Here is a 21,694-nt window from a genome sequence, read left to right as displayed (position 1 = left end):
CGGGCCTTGGCGAGCCAGCCCACCATCAGCCACCACATCAAAGTCCTGCGCGACAACGGACTCGTCGAGTCCGAGCGTCGCGGAACCTGGGTGTACTACCGCCTGGTCCCCGAGACGGTCTCCGCCCTGACCAACGTCATCAGCGTGCCAACCTCCCCCACACCCTGACCGACTCCCGAATTCGTCCACTATGGACTGTAGTCGCGTGGCTCAATCTGTTGGCACCAGGTCATTCGTGAAGCCTGGATTCGCCCCTGCTTCTTGCGAGTTCGCGACCCGCTCCGCGAACTCGGGTGACCGGAGGTTGAAGCTGATCACTTCGGCACAGGCGTCACCGGTGTTCAGCTCGCGCAGGAGCTGCGCCAGCACGAGGGCTGCGGTGGCGGTGCCGACGAACGACGCACCGACCGCCCGGCCAGCGATGGCGATGACACCGCATCTTGCCTCGGCTTCGGTTTTGCCGGCGCGGACGCCATGGGCCACCAGGTCGTCATACGCCGGAGCCACCACCATGGCTCGAGGTGCCGCAGGAGGAGGAAACGCCCGGTCGACTGTCTGTTCGGATGGGAAGGACTGGACGAGCACGTCGTAGTAGGTGTCGGCGGTGTCGCCGATACCAGCGTCGATGTAGCGGCTGAACCCCGCGGACGCCGCCCACCTGCGCGCCTCTCGGTTGTCGAGCCCACCGAGGGCCCAACTCGGGTCGCCATCGCGGGGGTGTGTGTCCTCGTCGAAGGCGCGCTCGATCAACCGGGTGGTGAACCCCGCAGCCTCCAGTCGCCGCCCGACGACCCGCGTCTTCGGAATGCCGATGTCGCCGAGCTCGCTGAGTAAGCCAGTGCTGACGTTCGCTTCGACCACCGAGTCGGTGTCCTGCAGGGTCAGTACGACCTCCGCCGGGTTCGCGTACGGGAGCATGCCCAGGCCCCACCCGTACGCCTGGCCGAGGTGACCGAGGCCGATCAGCCACAGCTTGGTCGGCAGGACCTCGCACGCCTCACCGACCGCAGTCGGGTGCTGCCAAGGAACATCCGGTTCCCACAAAGAGATTCCTAGCGCGCGACGCCCCGCCCTGCTGTCACCTCGGGCGTGCTGGAAGAGTTCGAACACCGCCAACGACGCGGCGGCCACGCCCGACAGCGGGAACTCCCGGGACTCGGCCAGCCGTGGTTCCCCGGTAGGCACCAGTCCGGCCGCCCAGCCCTCCCAGGTGAGGGTCAGGTCGATCTCGTGACTCGGAGCAGCGTCCGGCGGCGTGCCGATGCGCAGCACCGGAGCCGACTTGTCGGGAGCGGTCACCACCTGTCCGCCGAAGCGGAGTACCGCGTCGGTGAGTCGGAGGTCGCTGGCCCAGCGCACCGATAGCACCGGGTCCTTCTCTGCTACGACGAGCACTCCGCCCGGAAACGCTCGTGCACCTGCCGCAACGGCGGTGAGCAGGGCCGCCTGGAGCGTTCGGGAGCCGGCGATGGCCGAACCGGCGACGATCTGGAGGCGGTACCGCTCCACGAGTCGCCGAGCCTCCTCGACGCTTCGAGCGCGCCCCTCGTCCAGTTCGAGCTTCAGCGTCCGGTGCAAGCTGTCCGGGGTCGGGATCGTCATGCCCACCATCCGATGTAGAGGGACGCCTTGGCGTCCTTGCCCATGCTGCTCGACCACCCCTCGTCACCCAGGTACCGGTGCACGCCAACCTCCTTGGCACGAAGGGAGCGGGCGGCGAGATCCGGAACGATCAGCGCCACGTGTCCCTTCCGGGCGATCATCGGATTGGTGGCGTCGGTGTGGCTCTGCGCAACGTGGTCGTTGAAGTGGGTATGCACGTCACCGATCACGTGCAACCGCTCCCGGTCGCAGAGCTCCCAGAGCCGCGGGAACCCCTCGAACCCGAAGCTGATCCCACCGGTCAAGGAATTCGGGTCCAGGTCGTCGTAAAACACGACGCGCCGAACCGTCCTCGGCCCCGACTCGCGGTTGCCGAGGAGGAACGCGCCGGCCTCACGACGGCCGCCCGCGCGCTCCCCCAACCCCTGAACCAGCCGCCGCCACGTACGGCGGCTGATCCGGAGGCGCGCACTCCGCCCGAAGAGCCGCTCGCGGATCACGCCGCCCCCAGGTAGTCGTCGTCGTTGAGCATCGTGTGGACTTTTCCGAGGAAGAACGTGAGATCACGATCTGGAGTCCACATGTCTCCGGGGTACTGCCTCGGCCAGTCGGGGTGACTCGTCAGGGCCACTCTGTCGAAGGGTGCGTACAGCGCCCGACCTTGCTCCCAGTTCGTCCGGAACACGACCTCGACGCCCTCACCTCTGGGCCTTCGACCTTCCGCAAGCCGAGCTCCCGTCTCCAGGTCCCACGGTTCAGCCGTCGGCGCTTGCTGGGGGTAGCCGGTCACGTCCATGCGCAGGGCGATCTCTTCCGGCCCACCGGGCCGTGGCGCCGCCGCGACCGCCACGACGAGGACAGGCCAGTCGAAGGCGACGACCCGCCAACGCCCCGCCACAACCGCCGCCTGAAACCTGGCGGAGTCGAGGTGGGCCCGCACGGCCCGGTGGTCCGGAGTCATCCCTGGTACCGGGCCTTCGGCGCGAGGTCGAAGCACAAGCGCCCGTCGGACGCCAGCGAGCCGACGTGGGCGTACCGGTCGGCCTCGGTCTCCGCACCGCACACGGCCAGCGTGTGCTTGGCACGTTCGACCTTCGCCAGGTCGAACCCGGACTCACCGACCGCCCACTTGAACACCCGCTGGACGTGGACGTTAGGCCCGAAGTCCCTGGTCTTCGTCTCGCCTGCGTAACGCACGCTGACCTCGATCTTCTTACGCCGGGCCACGTGCACGCGGGCGCCGTCGACTAGACCGGCGGTGTCCAACGTGACGCCGCGGTCCAGCGGCTCGTCGGCGTCCTCCAGCCAGGCGGTGACGTCCGCATCGCCGCCTTCCTGCAGGCCCGATCGTCCGATGAGGTCTCCGACGGTGGACGACCCGTCCACCTCGATCGCCTCGGGGTTGGCGTGTTCCTCGCGGTGCACGAAGAGCCGCATGCTTGACTCCCTTCACCGGGCAGCCGAGTTCACTCGACTGCCGGTATCCTTGACCTGAGAGGTCAAGGACAATGTCTTTACCTGAGAGGTTAGCCGATCTCGTGGAGCTGCGCATCCCCGATTCGGACTTGGCGCGTTTGTGCTGCTCAAGGGCGGCCTTGGAGGCCAAGTGGGGCCAGAGGTGGACTGCGGTCGCGCGCCGCTTGTGCGAGATTCGGGCCAGCGCCGACGTCGCGGCGCTGGCACATCTGCCGGGAGCCAAGGTCCAGCCCATGACCAGGAGCGACTACGAGATCACCTTCAGTGAAGGCGTTATCGTTCGCCTCCGTGTCGATCTCGACTTGGACGTCGTTCCCGCGCACCGAGCAACGGTCGCCGAGTTGACCGCCGTGACCGCGCACGTGACAGAGGACGTACAGCAATGACCGACAGTCCGGTGACATTCGCGCCCGACTACGCGTTCCCTCCGGGCGACACGCTCAGGAGCAAGCTGTCCGAGCTGGGCATGGCGCAGACCGACCTGGCCGACCGGCTGGGCATGTCCGAGAAGCACGTCTCGCACATGATGAAGGGGAACGCCCCGCTCACCTACGAGACCGCGGTGGCGCTCGAGCGCATCACCGGGGTGCCGGCGAGCACCTGGAACGGGCTCGAGTCGCACTACCGCGACCACCTCCTCCGCGAGCGACTGAGCGTGGTCGGACTGGAGGAGGCGGAGTGGCTCTCCCTTTTGCCCTTGGCCACCCTGCGCGAACGCGGCTACATCAGCGACGCGACTCCAAATGGGCGCACGCTCGGCGAGGTCCTGCGCTTCTTCGCGGTCGCCGACATCAAGGCCTGGAAAAAGGTCTGGAGCCAGCCGATTGCTTCGTTCCGCCGTTCCGGGGCACACCACGTGAACGCGGAAGCAACCGCCACATGGCTACGCATCGGCGAAATCAAAGCGCATGAACTCGCCTGCAATCCTTTCGACGCGTCCGCGGTACGCAAGATACTACCTGCTCTCCGCGAACTGACTCGATCAAAAGACTTCATCCAGCAACTGGTGCAGCTGTGCGCCACCGTCGGGATCGCAATCGTCCTCGAGCCCGAGGTCTCTGGAAGCCGTGTTCACGGTGCATCACGATGGCTCACCCCCAGAAAAGCATTGATCCAACTCAGTGACCGCCAGAAAAAAGAGGACGTCTTCTGGTTCTCTCTCTTTCACGAGATAGGCCACCTACTCCTGCATTCGAAGAAGGCCAGCTACATCCACGACGGCAGCGAAGATAGCTTCACCGAGGACGAAGCGAACAAATTCGCCCGCGACTTGCTCATCCCGCCTAAGTGGCTTGACCGCCTCACGAACACACAGTCCCACGCCGACATTCACTTGATGGCCAACGAGATCGGCGTCTCGGCGAGCATTGTCGCCGGCAGACTGGCACGCGACGGCATCGGCGGCTGGACATGGCCGAAGGTCAGCAAGCTCAGGAATTCGCTGCACCTCAGCGAGAACTGAGGACGAACTCAGAAATTCCCACGACCTGCAGAGCCTTTGATTCCGTCGGGCACCGAGGGCGGGGCGCGCGCTTACGTGGTCCAGGCTTAGCACCACACTAAGCCTGGACCACACTGTGAACCAATCAACCCGCCACCAGAAGCCGCATGCCAATCAAGGGGCGGTAGCAGATCCGGTAGCTGAGACGCGAGATCCCCAGCGAGACGCCAGCGAATCAGTAAGACCCAGGGCAGCTATCTGCGCAGCTTAGGCCCGAAGTAGTGAGACAAGCGCAGCTGCCTGACACTCGACAGGATCCGTTCACACCGAAGAGGTCACTGGTTCGATCCCAGTATCGCCCACAGTGTGTTTTACCAGTTCAGACGGCCTGTCGATGATCTTCATCGGCGGGCCGTTTGCGTTCCGTGGGAGCAAATTGGGAGCAGACGCTCCTGACCCCATTTGTGCCAACTAAGTGTTCACAGCTTTCGCGACACCTAAGTGGTCACCAGGCTTCGTCTTTGCCGTCCATGATCCACGACCATCCGCCGTCGAGTTCCCAGCGCAACTGCAACTGCGCCAGCATCCGGCCGATCAAGGCCTCAGTGACGTGCGAGTAGCCGTCGTCGACGTCTTTGCGCTTGTGTCCGAGACGTTTCAGCCTCAACGCGCGCGGCACATCGTCTTCGATGAGCCACGTCTCCTGCGTGTGACGCAGGTCATGGAAGTGCATCCCTACCTTCAACGGCGCCCAGCCCAGCGCCTCATCGCCCGCCAAAGCGGGCAACCAGACCCGCTTGCGGAAGTTGCCCCGCCGCCGCAACGCACCCCGCGCACCGGGAAACACGAACTGCGACTCGGGATTGCGCCGGCGATGCGCCAGCAACTCCTCGACGAGGAACCGAGGCAGGTGGACGTCCCGCGCACTGGCCGGAGTCTTCGGCGGCCCCAGTTCAAGCTTCTGCCCTCGAACCTCGTGCAGGGCACCGAACTTCGGGTCCACCGCGATCCGCGGGTTCGAGTCCAGATAGGTCCGGATCCACTGCAGCCCAGCCAGCTCACCCCACCGCAAACCGGTGTAGGCGGCTGTGATCACCAGCAGCCCGTCGTCGGGGCGCATCCGGCCCGCGATCGCGTCCACCTCGTCCGTGCTGGCATGAGGCCGCTCCGGCGACTCACCAAAAGGAATCCTCAGCTTCCGGCACGGGTTCGCCCCGATCAGCCCTTCGTCGACCGCCTCCCCGATGATCTGAGAGAACAACACGAGGATGTCCTTCGCGCTCTTGTCCGCGAGCTTCGACCGCAGTGTCTTGTTCACCCAGCCCTTCACCCGGATCCGCTCGATGTCCCCCAGCCCGGTGCCGGTCCAGAACGGCAGGATGTGGTTGCGCAGATGCGAGTCGTAGGTCGACCACGTCATCGCCGTCACGCCGTGCGCGGACGCCCACTTCCGGATCCACTCGTCGATCGTGGTCTTCGCCAGCCGCGGATCGGCGAACCGCTTCCGCCGCTGATCGGACTCCACGTCCAGCGCCCGCTCCTCCGCCGCCGCGGAACTCGGATATCCAGGCTCAGAGAAAATAGTGTCATCGTCAAGGCGATAGCGGACTCGCCAGCCACCACCGTGTTGCTCTACCCACGCCATTGCTTGCCTCTTTTCGAAGACTTGTGAGCACGCCGGAATCGACGTACGCAGATGAACGCTCGCCTTTCCGAAAAGGGCAAACTAAATGTGGTCTCCGCGCCTTTTGCGAGGCGTTGATCGCCTACGCGTTGAGGGAATCGAGTAAGCGCTGCGATGTCCGCCGGCAGCGATCTCCCGGAGGTTGTCCTCGGAGAAGCGGAGGTGCTTGCCTAGGAAGGTGCACGGCACCAGCCGATGAGCGGCACGCCTCCGGAGCCACGACTCCCGCACCTGCAACAACACCGCCGCCTGCGCGGGCGTGAACAGAATCTGGGCCGACGCGCCCGCTGACTGGCCCGCAGACGGCCGGACACCATCTACCCCGGGTTGTTCAGCATCCGCAGCAGAGCCGAACGCCAACGGCGCACCAGAAGTCGAACTCGGCCTCGCTGCGGCATCACCAACCTCGCGGGAGCGAACAAAGGGAGAATGAGCTGTGCAACCAGAGAGCCGATCGTGATTCATGGGCGTCCTCTCCATACAGCGAGACTGCTCTCCAGCCGCGACGGGAGCGCTTTGACGCCTAAGAACTCCGAAATCTGAGGCTGTTGGGGACACTTCATCGCAAATTCGTCGCGGTCGTAGTGCGTCAGTCACCGAGCCATCTCGCTGCGGACGACACGCCGTGATGGAGGTGTTCAGCACCCGTCGCCAGGAGGAAGATGCCTCCATGATCCGCGACATCGCGAAGTGGCACGAGCTGATCCGCGAGTACCGCGGACTACGGCACCTGGAGGGACACACCGCCCAATCGCGTGGTCAGCGGTTCAACAACATGATCGCCGAACTGCTACGTTGCTGGGGCGTCGAGGCCATCGCGAACGTACGCAACACCGGCGAGATCGACGTAATGTTCTCCGTCTCCGGCGTGAGATACGTGCTCGAAGCCAAGTGGCAGAAACCCAAGGCGGACACAGGACAAATCGCCAAGCTGCAGAAACGTGTGCGTCAGCGCTTGGCAGGGACGTACGGTGTCGTCCTGTCCATGTCCGGCTTCAGCAGCGAAGCTCTCGCAGAGGTGTCAGACGGCGAGCGACTCGAAGTTCTCCTGCTCGACGCATCACATTGGGAAGCGATGCTCACCGGGCTGGTCCCACCTGAAGAGCTGATGCGCCTCATGCACGACCGCGCCGCCTTCCACGGCGACGCTCACGCTTCTCTGGCGAAATTGTTGCGCTCGACGGCCGACATCCCATCCGTGCGGTTCGGCCCGCCCCCTGGCCCGACGCACAACGCGATTCGCAGCGCCGCGGACGGCGTGACCGGCGAGACGGTGTTGTCAGGAATTGTCTCCAACCAACTCGGGGTGGCCGTCCGGTCTAACGGACATCTGCTCGTCACCACCGCGGCGAGCGTGCTGGACATCGACCTGGATCGGCAAGTCACAGCTGTAGCTGTTCCTGTCGCGGACTGCCTTCGGAACACGGTCCCGCTCGAAGACGGCTCTGTGATGTTCGCACGACGCCATGGAGTTGGGCGGTTCCACGCAGGGGAGCTGACGGCTGTGGGCGGCGGAGGAACGGGCAACATCAGCCTTCTTCGGCAACCGGACGGCAGCGTCTGGTTGTACGACAACGGAGGCTTGACCACTCCCGGAGCATCCCTCACCAAGCTGGGAGAGCAGGCGGGAGACGAAGAACGCTACGCCCTCGGCTGGCCACCAGCGTGTTCTACGGGTGCAGCCTGGGTGTCAGACGAGCTGGTGGCGTCCGTAGGCAACTCGTCCGTCGTGGTGTCGGACATTCCAGAGCTTTCCGACGTCCGACGCCACGCCTTTGACGCCGGCAATCCCATGGGGACTGCCCACATCGGCGGCGGGATCGTTCTCGTCACCGCCGACTGGGTCGCAGTGCACCGCGTTGACACCAAAACCGGGAACGCAGAACAGGTGGCCGACCTCAACGGCCTGGCCGGGTCGATGTACGAACTGGCGCACGCAAATGGCGATGTGTTCGTGGCCGCCTACCAAGACCCCGCAGGTGCACAACTAACGTTCGCAGTCGTTCGCCTACAAGGACTTGCGTCTTCCTGAATACGACGCCCGCTCATGTCGAGGCTTCCCCTCAGCGTGTCCAAGACGTGGGCCCGGGCCGTTGGTGCTCCCCGTGTCAGGGGGCTGATCCCGCCTGCGGAAGCAAGCTCCGTGTTGAGAAGAGCGCTCTCCAGCGATTGCCTGCTGGACGGCGAACATCAGGTTCTTCTCGTGGCTGCGTCGGAATCCCGAGTCATTGTGGTTCAGTGGCGCGATGGACTCGGCTGGTTCCTTGTCGTACGCATCGGTGAGCGTGACAGTTCGGCCGCCACGGGTGGTCATCGTGATCGACGGCGGGGCGCACTGGACTTACCTCGCCCGGCGTGCCCTCTACCGGGCCAGTTGCATCTGGGGCGGTGCGGGGTTCGCGGTCGTTCCCCACCATGGCGGCAAAGTCCACTCAGCGCTACTGCGTGCCTGCCGGATCTACGACCCGGACTACGTCCTCAACTATCGGGTGCCAGTCGGAGACCTGGAGCACTTTTCTCCAGGCAGCGTCCGGTTCACAGGGCCAGACGGGGATCTGCTCGAAGGCGAAGCACGCCAAGAGATGCTCGATCAAGTTCTCGAAGGCTTGGTCGACATGCCTGGAGACCGGGCAGCGCGAGCGGAGATCGCTGCGGTCTGCTCGCCATACCAGAGCGCTGAACCAACTGAGCGGGCCGAATTCCTGGATGTCCTTGAGGAGGACGACACAGGGAACTTCACTCTGGCCTCGGTAGTGCCCGATGCCTTGGCAGGCTCGGTTCTCGCTTGTCCCGCCACGTGGGGAGGGTTGTTGGGTACCGCGATCGCCTCTCACGCGGGGGTGGCAGCACCTCCTGAGCGCACCTGCGACGAACCCGAAGTCTCGGACGACGATCGTCTGCACCTGGGTGCGTGGCTGCTCGGCGCAGACTGGGCATCGCCGCCCGATTCGGTGGTTTCACACGCCGGCGCCGCAACAGGAGTCAACACCCGTGCGACCCCCACCGCGAACGACCAGACCGCCACGTTCCTTCAAACGCTCGCGTCTGGCCCTCAGTACAAGCGAACGGGCCTTCTGGTGTGTGGTGACTCTGCGGACGACTTCGCGTTGGCGCGCCTCTGGGCTCTCAACTTCGGAGACGGCTACTGGATGCCTTCGGCGTTGGGCATCGGTCAGTCGACTATGTCGTGGACCATCAGCGCGGCAGTGGACGACCTGCAACATCGGCTCTCGCGACGTAGTGGCCAGTTGGCGATCGCGTCAACGTCACTCCCGACGATTGACGTTCAGAACCTGCGTGATCGCATGGCAAGCGACAAGACGGTCAGTCGCGTACCACAGAGCGGCGAAGTCGTGGTCACGCCGATCGAGGACTTGCCGTGGGGGCAGCACGCCGTTCTGGGTTTCGCGATACAAGACCAGTGGGCCAGCATCACCACGATCCCGGTGAGCGTCGATTCAACATCCACCGTATCCATGGCCGCACCGCTGCCTCCGCCCGTACTCACGAACCCGCGCCTGGCATCCCTGCCTGACGTCACGTGGCACGTGGACGTCGACTGGACTCCTGGCAACGCGGTGCGAGGTCGCGGCACCGATTCTCTCGACCTCTTCGCCGAGCGCCCTTCCACGATGCTGACCTGGGCCAGAAGCAGCCGCGAAGGGATCACCTACCAGGCCCAGCGCTTTGACTTCATCAGCGCCGGCACCCGGCTGGAGAACACTCTCGCACGAGTCGCGCTCCGCGATCTGAGCCTGGAGACCTGGACGCTGGCCAAAGCGAGGGAGCACAACCACGACGCCCGGCCGAGCGACGCAGGACGGCGCGCCGCGCTCTTGGCCAAGATGCTCGGGGGTCGCCAGGCCTACACCGACCTGTTCGGCGGCCCGCTGCTTCCGGCGCTGCAGGCGATGCTGCCCACCAACGCCTCGACCAGCAAGGCCTACCCCAACAACCAAGGCGTTGTGCTGGCCATACGGGAAGGCGTGCTGAGCTTCACCGGGCTGGGTGCCCGTTGTCTCGAGCTGAGCAACGAAGAACTCCGCGAGCGAGTCGATGACGCATGCCGCGCCGGCGTGCTTCGCAGAGGCCTGGTGCTGCGTTGTGCGATTTGCGAGGACAAACAGTTCCTGTCGATCGACAAACTGGGACAGCGCTGGTCCTGCCTACGCTGCGACGCGCTCAACGACCTCGACCACTGGTCGTGGAAAGCACCACCCGACGAACCCACGTGGTTCTACGACCTGCACCCCGTGGGACGACAGGTCCTGCGCGACAACGGGCACGTCCCGGCGCTGCTCTCATCGCATCTCCAACGCCGCCCCCGAATCCCGAGCAAACGACAGCCCTTCTCCGATGTCGGCGAAGTCGTCTTCTCCAAGAACGGCCAAGAGGTGGTCGAGCTCGATCTGATCACCTACGTCAACGACACGATCACCGTCGCGGAGTGCAAATCATCAGGCAGCACTCTCGAAGGCAGGACAGGGCGCAGAGAGGTCACGAAGAAGTGCCAAGCGGCAGCGTGGCTGCGAGCAGACGAACTCCTCTTCGCCACCACCGACGACAACTGGGCGGACACCAGCAAGGACGTCATCAAGTCCGCCGTCGAGTCCTTCCCCGGCTGGGGTCCGCTGGGCCCGCCGTCCATCACGCTCGTCTCACAGCTGGGCACGGATCACGAGAAGTCCGAAGCCCTGCGCGTAGCAATCACATCCGCGCACGAACCGCCGGCCTCGGCCAGCCTGTCGGGACGTGGTGGCAGGCCCTCCTGATGGCGCGCTCGAGCAGGCTGCGGCCGGTGATGAGCAACCGGTACGAGAAGGCGGCGGACGAACTTCTGCAAACGATCTCGACTGACATGGGCGACAGGCTTGTGCCCAAGATGCGCCTGGCGGACGTGGTCGACATCGATTCGCTCGATGACTTGGCCACGCGGGACCGCTGGTTCGCGCTGTCGACACACCTCGACTTCGTGATGCTCGATCACGAAAGCGGCCTGCCCAAGTTCGCGGTCGAGATGGACGGCCGTCAGCACTGGACTGACCTCGACCAGAGGCGTAAGGACGCCATCAAGGACCGCATCTGCGAGGACGCCGAACTGCCGTTGCTCCGCGTCACGAGCGACTTCGTGACCCGGTCAGGGCGTTGGCCGCTGCTGTCCTACGCCGTTAACGCGTTCTACAGGTCCGAAGCGTTCTTCGAGGCGCAGGAGAGCGGCTTGATCCCCGAGGACGAACTGTTCCACCACGGCAGCTTCATCACGCCCGCCGATGACGGCGCGGGCTTCCTCATGAGCACCTTCGACGCGGCGGCGATCCAGGGCCTGTGGAAGTTGCACGCGGAGGGCCAGATCCCCAGATCGCTGCCCAACGTGTTCAGAGTCCGCCCCGCGGAGGACCGCGGAGTACGCGCGATCGCGTACCTCCCGGTGGCCAAAGACAGATACCTCATCAGCGAGACCCGCGTTCGAGACTTCCGCTTCCAAGGAATCAGCGCTCAGGACTTGGCGGAAGAGATCTGCATAGTCGACATCGCCAACATGGTCACCGCCTGGCTCGCCGATGAGCCTGTCGCGTGCAACAGCGCTGCGATGCGGAAGAAGGCCGAGGAGATCCAGCATCTGATCGAAACCGGTCAGATCGGAGGCTCGGCCTGCGGGGCGATCAACATCGAGGGCTCGGAGCCGTTCACCATCCGAATCCACCTCGGCAGGTGACCAACGAACGTTCACCCGACACCGTGCATTGCGCTGCGGTCAACTGTGAAGCATCCAAGGCGGATTGACCGTCGCGCCGAACTGCTGCGACGGTGGGCCCTGGGGGATCTGGGGGATCCGTCGCGCGACCTCGATCTGGCGCGCGTCTTTTGCGCGCAGCAAACGATTATCGCGTGGGTTCTCCCCGGCGTCTCCGACTGAAGTCCACATCGGTTGGGGGTTTTGGTGGGACGAAGAGTGCTCATAAGCGTCGGACTTGCGGCGACGCTGGGCCTGGGACTGTTACAGGGCACGCCGGCGCAGGCCGCGCCAGGCATGTGTGATCGCGATCCGCACAACCCGGTCGCCCAGATGTGCGCGACCACGGCAGCGCACATCTACGGGGCGTTCACCGCGTTCGTGTTCCCGACGGTGTCACACGGCGGATCGACCGCGGGCAACGCCTACAACGCGACGCGCGTCTTCACTGACGACGCGAACATGTCCACCAGCTACGAGACCGGACTCGACGTCGGCTGGGGCAGCCCGACCGGACAGACGACCTACCGCGCCTACTGGGTCGACTACACGGGCGGCTACGACTACCACCCGATCGGCGACTTCAAGAACGAGTCCGACGGTCGGCAGCACAGCTTCATGTCCTTGCCGCACTGCGACGGGTGCCGATCCAGGGACATCTTCTACGACTTCAACTTCGCCGGTACCACCAAGGACGGCGTGAACCAGGCTTCGCATCACGTCGTCACCGGCTGGGATCTCAGCTCCGACTCGTACGACGGCATCACGTTCGGGCGCACCACGAACAGGATCCAATGGCTCAACGGCAATCTGACGTGGGAGCGGTTCGCACCGGCGGACGTCAAGACCAGGGCACCCAACGGCGATTGCTCGATCGGCTCCCACCCCGCCTACTGCTGGCGTTTCGACACCAGCGTGACCCAGGACGGAGCCGGCTCGGTCGCGGCGTGGGAAGTCACCAAATCGTCCGTCCGAACGGCCACACCCAGCCCGGCGAAGTCGTCGCCACAGCTGACAACCGCCACGTCGAAGGTCGATCAGCGCCATCTTCAGGACTGCATGGACGACGACGCTTCGAAATGCATGGACCTGGTTCCTGGCCTGCGTGACTGCGTACGGCAACGCTTGGTGTGCAACGAGTCCGCCTCGATCCAACCCACTGCTCGCAACCGAGCCGCAGCGCTCACGGAACAGGACGCCCGCACTGCGGCGTTGACCTTCCTCAACGCGCGCAAGGCGTTGACTGGCGACCCGGGCGCGATTTCGTTGCAGCAGAACGACTCGACCGTGACGGTGACCGTCGAAGGGCCAGTCCGCGAGTTCACCGGCGACCGCCGATCGCACAACCGCGCTGCCCTGAGTTTCGACCGCATGAGCCATGAGCTCATCTCCGTCCACATGAGCTGACCACAACGCCACGCGCCCGCTGGCCGACGAGAAGTCGACCGGCTACTCGACCATGCCCAGATCAGCGCCGATGCGCGCATTCGCGCCGGTCTCACCTGCTTTCAAGGAGCACCCGAGTGTTGAGAAAGCTCTTAGCCACCTCGGCCATCGCCGCGAGCCTGCTCGCCGGCGCCGTCCATCCTGCCGTGGCCGCGCCCGGCACCGCTGCGGCACCCGCTCTGGCCAAGCTGCAGGAGGAGCCCGACCTCCGGCAGGAATGTTCGAACCGCTCAGCCGAAGCCGCCCGCGTGAACGGCTGGACGCGCAGCCGCTTCGAGTACTGCCACCACACCAGGGAGGAGACGAACCTCTACGCGACCAACGGCACCTATCTCGGCTTCTTCCACTTCGACCTCTGGACGTTGGGCTTCGCCTACGACGGCAGCCGCCGCGTCGACTACGTCACCAGCATCGAGAACCTGGCGTTGGCCAGCCAGCTCAACCACGAGCTCACCTGGCTCACAGTCAACTACGACAGCTGCTCCGGCATGGCCGACATCGCGTGCTCAGGCCCGCGAGAGCGCACAGGCGCCAGCAACGACTGGTACACCAACCCACGGATGGACACCTTCACCGTCACCTCCCCCGACGGAACCGGCACCGGCACGTTCAAGTTCGTGACGCACACGATGCGCCTCAACTTCATCGTCGAGTACCGCGACGGCCGGACCCACCCCTACGACGAGTGGGCGACCGCGGTGGCCCACGTCCGCTTCGACAACGCCGGCCCGTCACTGGGCAACGGCAAGCACAAGGGCACCGTCTTCACCGACCACGTGCCGACGCTGAACCTGCCACTGACGGGCGCCGCCATCGACGCCGAAGCCCGTCACGTCGACGACGCCCAGAACCACCCAGAACGGACGTTCCCCAGCCGCGTCGGCAAGGTAGCGCCTGGGAAGACCACCCCGCTGCACCGGCTGATGGACAGCTCCGAGATCGACAAGAACCACACCGCCTCGGTGAACATCTGCCGCAACATCTGGGGACCGGAGTACACCTCCGGTGGCCAGGACTGCGACGAGTACCCGTTCAAGTCCACCTACGAGGGATCGTGGAAGTCGACGGGCAACCAGCCTTTCCAGTGGAACGGCTCGGCCCGGCCGATCGACGCCGGCGACAACCAGCGCGGCGGCACGAAGCTCGCGAACTTCTACGGCGAGAACCGCATCCTCGACAACGACCCCTTCTACGTGCGGGTCACGCCTAGCTAAAATCAGTGCCCGGTGGATCTTGTCCGGACCTTCTGCGGAAATCCGGACAAGCCCCTCCAATTGTTCATCGTCACCACGAAGAGGGTTGATCGTGCCGGAACTGCTCGCACAGGCCGAGTTGATCACAGTGCCTAGCTACCGGCTGCTCACCGTCCGCGACCAGGACAACGACGCAGGCGAAGGCGTGGACGAAGCGATCACGCGGGCCCAGATCTCCGTCGCCGCGTCAACCGGCTACGAACTCGTCATCAGCTGTGCCCAGGACGTCCTGCCGGTGTCAGCGACGCTCGAAGTCTGGTCCGTACAACCCTCTGAACCCGACGAATCCGCCTGGTCGTCACCTCAGACGTTCGAAATCGAGTGCCCGAGCGGCCTGCTCGAGCTCGGCTCTCCCACTGCTGACGCAACCGGCATGGAACTGCCTACGGGACCAGGCGTCTACGCCGTCGACGTCGCCCATCAGGGACGCGAACGTGCACTCGCCGCACGCCAGGACGTCCTCGAACACGAGGACATGACCAGCCGAAAGCAAGAACTCACCGACGCGAGGCCCGATGGATTCGAGAAGTACCGAATCCGCGCCTGGCTGATCGACTCACTGCCGGACGACGAGTAGCCACAACAAGCTCACGCAATTCCCCTCACGTCAAGGAGAATGTCCGGCGCTCAAACCGCGCACGAACAAGGCGACTCATCACGACCCCGGCGGTCAACGCGACACCAGAAACCATCGTGATCGCGACATGACCCCACAAGAACCCTGCGGCATCAGGCGGAAGCGGCGTCAACACCCCGCCACCGTCGGTGCTGCTTCCGGCCTCCATGGACACCGACAACGCCACCGCAACCACAGCCACAGTTGCGAAAAGCTCCAGCTGCCGACGCCTCCACGCCCACACCACGACGACAACAACCCCGACGAATCCGGCCACCAGTGATCGGACGGGGACGCCCGGATAGCGGACCAGCCAACTCCACCAAGCAGCATCAGCGAACCAGCCGGCGCCTGCCATGTGTTCGGCAATCCCTATCGCCCGAAGCCCTCGGTAGACGCCAGCCAGGTCCCAGACCCCTGCCAGGCAGGCGGTCAACCCCGCCCCGACCGGCACCCACCAGCTACCAACCGTCAGCGGCCGCTGAGCCGACCGGAGACAGACCGTCAAAACGATCAAAGGCGCCGACACGGCGATCACCACGGCACACAAACTCCACGCTGCGGCGGCCTGCCACGTCGGAGCAGCCGCCAAAGATCCACCCGACCTCGCAGTCGCGGGCGGCGCGAATACATTCATTCCCCAAAACCACAGCGCCACAACCGACGTTCCGGATGCAATACCAACGAACGCACGTCCCAGAATCGTCGACACATCTGCACCGTACACACCTGAGCCCCGGACTGAACAAGAGCACTTGAGCTGAGGCCACGGCACCTGGCCCTCCACCATCCCCAGCCTCGACATGAGCCAGAAGGCGCGGCCCATCGGCAGCTTCGAGAAATACCCCTTCGTCTTCTCCCTCAAGCAGCACGGATGATCGCGCCGCACTCCCCCAACGTCGTCATCAACCTCCGTCTGACCGTGTCAAGCAGCACCTCCACCGACACCCCGCCTGCTTGACTTGCCTTGGCGGGCGCCACTCCTGATTCGCTCTTGTCACCTGGTGCCCACTCCGCCAGCACGGCCGCCTCCCAGGCCGACAACAATCCGGCCTGCGGCGGAACTCTCGGCGCCCGCACCTTGGCGGATATTTGATGCACCGAATACGCGGCAGCGAACAGTTGCGCGAAGGTTGCTCAATTAGCTGAGCTTCGGCGCCGCAATGCGCACACAAGCACACGCGATCAACACTCACACGAAAGCTCGGCCGTGTGAGTCTGATCTCGCGCGCCACTCGTCCGATTGGACGTTTACAACAAGCAACACGCTCGGCAAAAATGACCTTCGGGCGCGAGCGCACAGCAAGTCTCGGGTTCTCGGTTTTGAAGTTCCCAAATATCACACACAGCTCGCCAACCGCCACAATTTCCAACCGCGCCAAACAGCGCAACACGCAGAGCTTGCCACACGACCAGCACTGCCAGACATCCCAGAAAGGTTGCACTCACGACACGGAAGCACAAACGTTCAAACAGTCACGAGAAACTAGACTCAACAGAGGGAATTTTCAATGGAGTTAAGTAAACGTTTTGGGCTAGTTACCGCCGCTGTCGCCACTCTCGTTGTTGCATTGACTCCTGCAGCACTAGGGTCAGAAGCGAAGTACTACGGGACGATCAGCATGGACAGCAGACAGCTACTGGCGCCTCCAGACAGCGGAGCATCCACTGCAGAAGAGTCGTGCGTGATCGACCCAAACGCGCAATGGAGACATACCCGCTTCTCCGCCTGTTGGCGCGCGGGCCTCACCTATACCGCCCGCGATGCTCGAACCGGCAACCCGGTGGGCAGCGCGAGATTCACGATAACCCAGGAGATCTCGCTCGACCCGAACAGCACAAACATAACCGAGAACGCTTCGCTTCTAATGGTCGCCGGCTCTGCGTCTGGCGTGGTCACGACGATGCTCGCGAGCTGGACCGCCTCGTGCAACTCGCTGTGCTCCACGACCGATCCCAATCCATTCTCGAATAGCAGCCCGATCGCCGGCGGTGAGACACTGTCGGGAGATATGGCCTACAGCAATCCTCAGACAAAAGGCGTGGTGGACAGCTTCCAGACGAGCTACATGCTGCACCTGGTTTCTCCGGGTTCTTTCCTTGACACGCCTGTCAATTACAGCGCTCCGACGCTACGCTGCGACAACGCGGTTGGAAGTTCATCTGGGTGCGTGGTACCCGACCACATCCCGACCCTCAACGTCGACAGCCTTGAGTTCCCGGTGGCAGCTGCTGGTGTGCGATGGGCCCAGAACAACCTCGCAGGCCACCCAGGCCTGAAAACTGGGGGCACACCGCTCCGCCGTGAGGCAGTCACTGCGCGACAACGCGCCAACCGCTGGAAGGTCTGCGACGCCAGCTTCACGAAGCTGAGCACCGTGCCGTCTGACAGCTGTGACGAATTCCCCTTCGCCGCAACCAAACAGGGCGGCAGCATGAACGGGCCGGATTGCGCCGAGATCATTCCGTCGAACAACGGGACCGTCACCGTGCTCAAGCCCGCCGGAAGCACCACTACCTGCATGCGAGCTCACGTGCCGCTACCGCAGAACAGGGACGTCGGAGGTGATCTCGGCCAGTTCGTCCAAGGTCAGCGAATTCTGGACGATGGTCCGTATTGGGTCACTACGGACTGATCGAGCAGAAGTTATCCGACGGCTACCGCGTGTCTTCTCCAGCAGTAAGGCGAGTACGCGGTAGCTTTCTGGAAACCGGTCAGGCGTTATACAGGCCGACGGCGCGGAATGACTGCGGCTGGCCACTGCTGTGAAACCACCATCTCGCTCGTCAGACGAACCCCGGTGAGCCGGTCCACCAACTCGAGCGCAGCGGCACCCAAGTCGAACTCACCGCCTGCGCCATCAGGATCGATGCCAGCCGCGCGCATCTCGGCCACAAGCCGATCAGGACTGCTTCCGGTGCGGTGAGCGGCGATCGCCGGCTCGAACTCGGTGACCATGACGCCGTCGATCGCGAGAGAGAACCTCTCCATCCCTCCGCCGGTCTGGTAGTAGCAGACAGCAGTGCGACCGCGGGAAACATCCTCCAGCCAGGTCCCGTCAGCGCCCTTAAGGGACATCAGCTCGATCAGAATCGCCCAAGAACCGGCTGAGGCAACACGAACCGCAGAGCCTCCCTGCCGGTGCGACTCGATCTGCGCTTCCTGCGCGTTCCAGCGAACGTCCGGGTCGACCTCGGCGCCAACGACCAACAGCAAGTCCTCAGCAGACATGTTCTGAACGCAGGTCACGCACCACATCACCGTCGCCGGATCACGCACCCACTCCAAGCCGTCGTTTGGCTCTTCACCCGCAGTCATGCGCACGATCCTAGCGACGCGCTAGCTCGAGCCGATCAGCGAGACCTTCATTCTTGTTGGCTAGCAACATGTTCGGCCGCTTGGACGACATCAGAACCCGTACGTCGCGCGTCGCAGATCGTCCCGGCGCCTGCAGACGTCGTCCTGGAGGAACTAGCCCACCCGGCGAAGCCTGGTTGAGTTGCTACAGCCAACGCCACACGCATCCGATCGAACATATGTGCGATCGTCCTGATAGGTTCTGGCGTCATGGATCGACAGAACCTCGAACCGTCCCAGATGGACGGGAAGCTCACCTACCGGCATGACTCGATCGGCCGGATCGCAGTTCTCCCAGCCCGGTGCAAGCTGGGCCGGCACGCCCTCGGCCACTTCCAGTTCCGGGCGGTCGTCCATCACGGAGCGGCACACATCAGTTGTCTGGTCTGCATCGCCGACAACGTCGACCACTCGTGGCGGCTGGCCGCCGGCGCAACGGCTCCTGATCGCGCGGAGCTCTCCGAGGAGCGCTACCTGGAGCTCGTCCTGAGTCGTGGCCGGCGAGCTTTGGCCTCAGCGGGCGATCATGGAGCTTAGGAGTCCGTTCACCGTCCTGGAGGGCGACGACGTACACGGGTATCGGCGTGTGCTCACGCCCGTCATGATCAGCCTGGATCGCCTGTTCGCCCGCCCGCCAGGCGCACCGCGCCACGTCGTCGAAACCGGGCTCGACCTGACCGGCGCGGTACCAGGTCATTTGCACGGACGCTTTCCCAGTGCGGAAGGCGACTGGCTCGGAGTTGTGAACTACTCGATCGGCTACGCCGATGGCCGACAGCAGATCGTGAGCCTCATTGACCAACTGGTCCCGTTTCACACACTCCGGTTGCGCGAACCGCGCTGACAGCGCCGAGCGTGAGCGCTCCGCAGTCGCGACCCATCGCGTTCGCTACGGTCGTTCAATGAACACGCAGCGCGTGCACCTCACTGCCCTTGATGGGGTTCATCTCGAAGCCGAAGTTCACCGCTCAGCGGACAACTCGCACGGGACAGTGGTGCTGGCGCACGGCATCACTGTCGACATGAACGAGGGCGGCATGTTCGTGCGGCTGGCTGAGCGGCTGGCCGTCAGCGGCTTCGACGCGCTCAGGTTCAGCTACCGCGGCCACGGCAACAGCGGTGGCATGCAGGCGGGCACCACCATCGCGGGCGAGCTGCTCGACCTCCAAGCCGCGGTCGGCTACGCCTGCCAAGAACTCCCCGGCCCGTTGTCGATCGTTGCCGCGAGCTTCGGCGCGGTCTCCACGTCGCTGTCACTGCCGTGGCTCCAGCCGGAGGTCGAGAGGGTCGTCCTCTGGAATCCTGTGCTCGACCTCCGCCGCACCTTCGTGGAACCGGAGCTGCCGTGGGGTGAGGAGAACTTCAATCGCGAGCAGCAGGGGTACCTGCGCTCCCATGGCTTTCTCATCATCGACGGCGAGTTCCGGCTCGGCCGTGTCATGTTCGACGAGTTCAGTCGGTACGAGCCGGCGCTGGACTTCGTCCATGACGCCCGGCCGGCGCTGGTGGTGCACGGCGATCGGGACAGCTACGTCTCCTACGACATCGCCCGCGACACCGCAGCCGCACGGAGCAACTGCGACTTCCACACCCTGGTCGGATCAGATCATGGGTTCGACTCGCGCGAACGAGAAGACGAGGCGATCGCGGTGACGGTCGACTGGCTGCTGAACGGGAAGCTGGGTTCCGCGTGAACATCGAGTCCCTCTACGCACCGGTCACCATAGGTGAGACCTCGGTGGTCGGAACCCACTGCACGCTCGGTTACCCGAAGGAAGCGCGCATCACCGCAGAGCAGCAACGTCCTGGTTCTCCGCTGGTCGGGACGCGCGTGATCATCGGGGAGCGATGCCAGCTGGCGAACCAGGTCGTAATCCATGAAGGCGTGCGGATCGGCGACGGCTGTGTGCTCGAAGACCGCGTCCGGATCGGCTATGACAGCACCATCGGCGCAGGAACGCGCGTCGTGTATGGCGCCTTCGTCTGCGATCGCGTCACGATCGGCGCGAACGCGGTCGTCGCTGGCTTCGTCTGCGACGGCGCTCGGATTGGGGATCGGACCACAATGATGGGCGAACTCGTGCACGAGTACACCCGCCCGCACGAAGACTGGTGGGAGGTCGACGAAGAGCCGCCGGTGATCGAGGCCGATACGGTTATCGGCTTCGGGGCTCGCGTTGTCGGCGGGGTTCGGATCGGCCCGCGCAGTTATGTCGCCGCAGGCGCAGTAGTGACGAAGGACGTACCGCCAGAGCACATCGTGACCGGCGTGAACGAGCACACCCCAGCAGACCGGTGGACCGGAAAACGGCTCCAAGGGCTCATCGCGCATTGGCGTGGCAGCACGCCTCGGAAGTCTTAGGAGACAACGAACTCCGAGTCCTCGGTGTCGCTACCCGCCTCGTCTTTCGGGCGCTGCCGCACGAGCGGCGGCTCGAGGGCCAACGCACGAAGCCGTTTGGGGAAACGGGCCCGCAGATCGCTCCGCGGGTGGTCGACGTATAACGCCGGCAGGAACTCGTCCACCGGGACGATCGCTTGCTCCAGCTCAAGGGCCAGCAGCGCGTCCAGTGCCTTGCGCGTCAACAGATAGCCGAACGTGCAGTGGCTGTAGCCCGGTTCTACGAATCCCAGCCCGACCTCACGGTCAGGTTCGAGCGGGAAGCGCCCTAGGTAGAGAAGGTCGAACTCCATCTCGGCCTGCTCCAGGCGATTCAGCCGATCGAGGAGCGCAGCCAGGAAATCGGCCTGGAGGACGGCGTCGTCCTCCAGGACCACGACGTACGCCTCGTCGCCGTGCTCGGCCGCGTCACGCCAGCAAGCCAGATGTGCCAGCGTGCAGCCGATCTCTCCGAGCTTCAAAGGCCTGTTCCACCACGGGTTGTCCGACTCGATCTGCCACAGGAAGAGCTGGTAGCCCGCGATCTCAAGCGTCTCGCGGGTGAGGTCGCGGCCGTCGAACGGGCCGTCCCAGTCCGAGGTGAAGGTGACGCCGAGCTCGGGAGGCAACGTCCGCTGGATCCACTCGCGGCGATCCGGCCGACGAAGCAGGTTGACCACGTAGCACCGCAGGTCCCTGGGCGT

22 protein-coding genes are annotated in these 21,694 nt (G+C 64.5%); 14 read left to right on the top strand and 8 right to left on the bottom strand.

Translation table 11 applies throughout. The annotated features are described in order from the left end of the window. Nucleotides 1-6 precede the first annotated feature (6 nt). Nucleotides 7-168 (top strand): ArsR/SmtB family transcription factor, encoded by a 162-nt coding sequence (locus ACQEU1_RS39645; RefSeq protein ID WP_433214126.1) that lies wholly within the window; start codon nt 7-9, stop codon nt 166-168. Between the two features lie 42 nt (nt 169-210). Here the strand turns inward: ACQEU1_RS39645 and ACQEU1_RS39640 are convergent, their stop codons facing one another. The 4 genes from ACQEU1_RS39640 to ACQEU1_RS39625 are packed head-to-tail and all read right to left on the bottom strand — an operon-like array spanning nt 211 to nt 3,039. Further along, complete coding sequence (locus tag ACQEU1_RS39640; RefSeq protein WP_433214123.1) at nt 211-1,602, bottom strand: hypothetical protein; 1,392 nt, start codon at nt 1,600-1,602, stop codon at nt 211-213. Next, the gene (locus ACQEU1_RS39635; RefSeq protein ID WP_433214120.1) at nt 1,599-2,102 is read right to left on the bottom strand and encodes a hypothetical protein; all 504 of its coding nucleotides are present in this window, start codon (nt 2,100-2,102) and stop codon (nt 1,599-1,601) included. The genes ACQEU1_RS39640 and ACQEU1_RS39635 overlap by 4 nt, the downstream gene beginning before the upstream one ends. Further along, complete coding sequence (locus ACQEU1_RS39630; protein WP_433214117.1) at nt 2,099-2,563, bottom strand: DUF7665 family protein; 465 nt, start codon at nt 2,561-2,563, stop codon at nt 2,099-2,101. The genes ACQEU1_RS39635 and ACQEU1_RS39630 overlap by 4 nt, the downstream gene beginning before the upstream one ends. Further along, on the bottom strand, nt 2,560-3,039 hold the full coding sequence (locus ACQEU1_RS39625) for a hypothetical protein (protein WP_433214114.1): 480 nt from the start codon (nt 3,037-3,039) through the stop codon (nt 2,560-2,562). The genes ACQEU1_RS39630 and ACQEU1_RS39625 overlap by 4 nt, the downstream gene beginning before the upstream one ends. Before the next feature lie 101 nt (nt 3,040-3,140). On the opposite strand from ACQEU1_RS39625, the gene ACQEU1_RS39620 reads away from it, so the two are divergent. After that, entirely contained in the window at nt 3,141-3,464 is a 324-nt protein-coding gene (locus ACQEU1_RS39620) for a hypothetical protein (protein ID WP_433214111.1), read from the top strand. Next, a complete protein-coding gene (locus ACQEU1_RS39615; RefSeq protein ID WP_433214108.1) occupies nt 3,461-4,540 on the top strand; it encodes an ImmA/IrrE family metallo-endopeptidase in 1,080 nt (359 codons plus the stop codon). Before ACQEU1_RS39620 ends, ACQEU1_RS39615 begins: the two co-directional genes overlap by 4 nt. A gap of 484 nt (nt 4,541-5,024) precedes the next feature. Here the strand turns inward: ACQEU1_RS39615 and ACQEU1_RS39610 are convergent, their stop codons facing one another. Next, entirely contained in the window at nt 5,025-6,164 is a 1,140-nt protein-coding gene (locus ACQEU1_RS39610; RefSeq protein WP_433214105.1) for a tyrosine-type recombinase/integrase, read from the bottom strand. Between the two features lie 667 nt (nt 6,165-6,831). On the opposite strand from ACQEU1_RS39610, the gene ACQEU1_RS39605 reads away from it, so the two are divergent. The 6 genes from ACQEU1_RS39605 to ACQEU1_RS39580 all read left to right on the top strand — a co-directional run bounded on the left by ACQEU1_RS39605 (nt 6,832) and on the right by ACQEU1_RS39580 (nt 15,213). Next, nucleotides 6,832-8,235: a restriction endonuclease gene (locus ACQEU1_RS39605; RefSeq protein ID WP_433217012.1), complete on the top strand. Its 1,404-nt coding sequence runs from the start codon at nt 6,832-6,834 to the stop codon at nt 8,233-8,235. A 274-nt stretch (nt 8,236-8,509) separates the two neighbouring features. Continuing rightward, a complete protein-coding gene (locus tag ACQEU1_RS39600; RefSeq protein ID WP_433214102.1) occupies nt 8,510-10,975 on the top strand; it encodes a hypothetical protein in 2,466 nt (821 codons plus the stop codon). 29 nt (nt 10,976-11,004) lie between these two features. Continuing rightward, nucleotides 11,005-11,919 carry a DUF2726 domain-containing protein gene (locus tag ACQEU1_RS39595; protein WP_433217009.1) on the top strand — a complete coding sequence of 305 codons (915 nt, stop codon included), beginning with the start codon at nt 11,005-11,007 and terminating at the stop codon, nt 11,917-11,919. Between the two features lie 237 nt (nt 11,920-12,156). Then, the gene (locus ACQEU1_RS39590) at nt 12,157-13,344 is read left to right on the top strand and encodes a hypothetical protein (protein WP_433214099.1); all 1,188 of its coding nucleotides are present in this window, start codon (nt 12,157-12,159) and stop codon (nt 13,342-13,344) included. Between the two features lie 116 nt (nt 13,345-13,460). After that, the gene (locus tag ACQEU1_RS39585; protein ID WP_433214096.1) at nt 13,461-14,597 is read left to right on the top strand and encodes a NucA/NucB deoxyribonuclease domain-containing protein; all 1,137 of its coding nucleotides are present in this window, start codon (nt 13,461-13,463) and stop codon (nt 14,595-14,597) included. 91 nt (nt 14,598-14,688) lie between these two features. Then, entirely contained in the window at nt 14,689-15,213 is a 525-nt protein-coding gene (locus ACQEU1_RS39580; protein WP_433214093.1) for a hypothetical protein, read from the top strand. A 25-nt stretch (nt 15,214-15,238) separates the two neighbouring features. Here ACQEU1_RS39580 and ACQEU1_RS39575 read toward each other — a convergent pair whose 3' ends face one another. Then, on the bottom strand, nt 15,239-15,964 hold the full coding sequence (locus ACQEU1_RS39575; protein ID WP_433214090.1) for a hypothetical protein: 726 nt from the start codon (nt 15,962-15,964) through the stop codon (nt 15,239-15,241). A 973-nt stretch (nt 15,965-16,937) separates the two neighbouring features. Between ACQEU1_RS39575 and ACQEU1_RS39570 the strand changes: the two genes are divergently transcribed. Continuing rightward, on the top strand, nt 16,938-17,888 hold the full coding sequence (locus ACQEU1_RS39570) for a NucA/NucB deoxyribonuclease domain-containing protein (protein ID WP_433214087.1): 951 nt from the start codon (nt 16,938-16,940) through the stop codon (nt 17,886-17,888). Between the two features lie 86 nt (nt 17,889-17,974). On the opposite strand, the gene ACQEU1_RS39565 is transcribed toward ACQEU1_RS39570, so the two are convergent. Beyond that, nucleotides 17,975-18,571, bottom strand: coding sequence for a DUF6461 domain-containing protein (locus tag ACQEU1_RS39565; protein ID WP_433214084.1), 597 nt, complete (start codon nt 18,569-18,571; stop codon nt 17,975-17,977). 249 nt (nt 18,572-18,820) lie between these two features. On the opposite strand from ACQEU1_RS39565, the gene ACQEU1_RS39560 reads away from it, so the two are divergent. From ACQEU1_RS39560 to ACQEU1_RS39545, 4 genes are read left to right on the top strand one after another with little or no spacing between them, the layout of a single operon-like run. Beyond that, a complete protein-coding gene (locus ACQEU1_RS39560; RefSeq protein WP_433214081.1) occupies nt 18,821-19,147 on the top strand; it encodes a hypothetical protein in 327 nt (108 codons plus the stop codon). Nucleotides 19,148-19,196: 49 nt separating this feature from the next. After that, nucleotides 19,197-19,454, top strand: a complete 258-nt coding sequence (locus ACQEU1_RS39555; protein ID WP_433214078.1) for a hypothetical protein — start codon at nt 19,197-19,199, stop codon at nt 19,452-19,454. Next, nucleotides 19,405-20,304 carry an alpha/beta hydrolase gene (locus ACQEU1_RS39550; RefSeq protein WP_433214075.1) on the top strand — a complete coding sequence of 300 codons (900 nt, stop codon included), beginning with the start codon at nt 19,405-19,407 and terminating at the stop codon, nt 20,302-20,304. The genes ACQEU1_RS39555 and ACQEU1_RS39550 overlap by 50 nt, the downstream gene beginning before the upstream one ends. Then, entirely contained in the window at nt 20,301-20,972 is a 672-nt protein-coding gene (locus ACQEU1_RS39545) for a DapH/DapD/GlmU-related protein (RefSeq protein WP_433214072.1), read from the top strand. Before ACQEU1_RS39550 ends, ACQEU1_RS39545 begins: the two co-directional genes overlap by 4 nt. Here ACQEU1_RS39545 and ACQEU1_RS39540 read toward each other — a convergent pair. After that, nucleotides 20,969-21,670: a glycosyltransferase family 25 protein gene (locus tag ACQEU1_RS39540; RefSeq protein WP_433214069.1), complete on the bottom strand. Its 702-nt coding sequence runs from the start codon at nt 21,668-21,670 to the stop codon at nt 20,969-20,971. The two genes, ACQEU1_RS39545 and ACQEU1_RS39540, sit on opposite strands and share 4 nt — an antisense overlap. Between the last annotated feature and the right edge of the window lie 24 nt (nt 21,671-21,694).

This window comes from Lentzea sp. CA-135723 (assembly GCF_050936595.1).
Taxonomy (GTDB): Bacteria; Actinomycetota; Actinomycetes; order Mycobacteriales; family Pseudonocardiaceae; genus Lentzea.
Note: the sequence above shows the minus strand (reverse complement) of the source record. Positions and strands in the feature narration are given on the sequence as shown.